This window comes from Opacimonas viscosa (assembly GCF_024199005.1).
Lineage (GTDB): Bacteria > Pseudomonadota > Gammaproteobacteria > Enterobacterales > Alteromonadaceae > Opacimonas > Opacimonas viscosa.
Window position 1 is genome coordinate 1 of record NZ_JANATA010000415.1, and the last position, 213, is coordinate 213.

General features: G+C 41.8%; 1 pseudogene. It reads left to right on the plus strand.

Features of this window, described 5'->3' with window-relative positions:
• A pseudogene (locus tag NLF92_RS14110) lies at nucleotides 1-213 on the plus strand (diguanylate cyclase response regulator); the annotation flags it as partial.

Sequence of the window (213 nt, forward strand, 5' to 3'; positions counted from 1 at the left end):
GCTATTCGCGATAAAGTCCTAGAACGTGACGTTGTCGATTACATTCCCAAAGAAAATTCGCAGAACTACGACTACCTCAATCGTCTTATTAGCCGATTAGAAAAAAACAAGTCTACTGGTGTCGTCGTGGTAAGCACTAATCGGGTGTTGCGCTCAAAAACCGTTTCATTACTTCAGCGCCATAATTTTATTGCGTTTGAATGCTTAACGGCT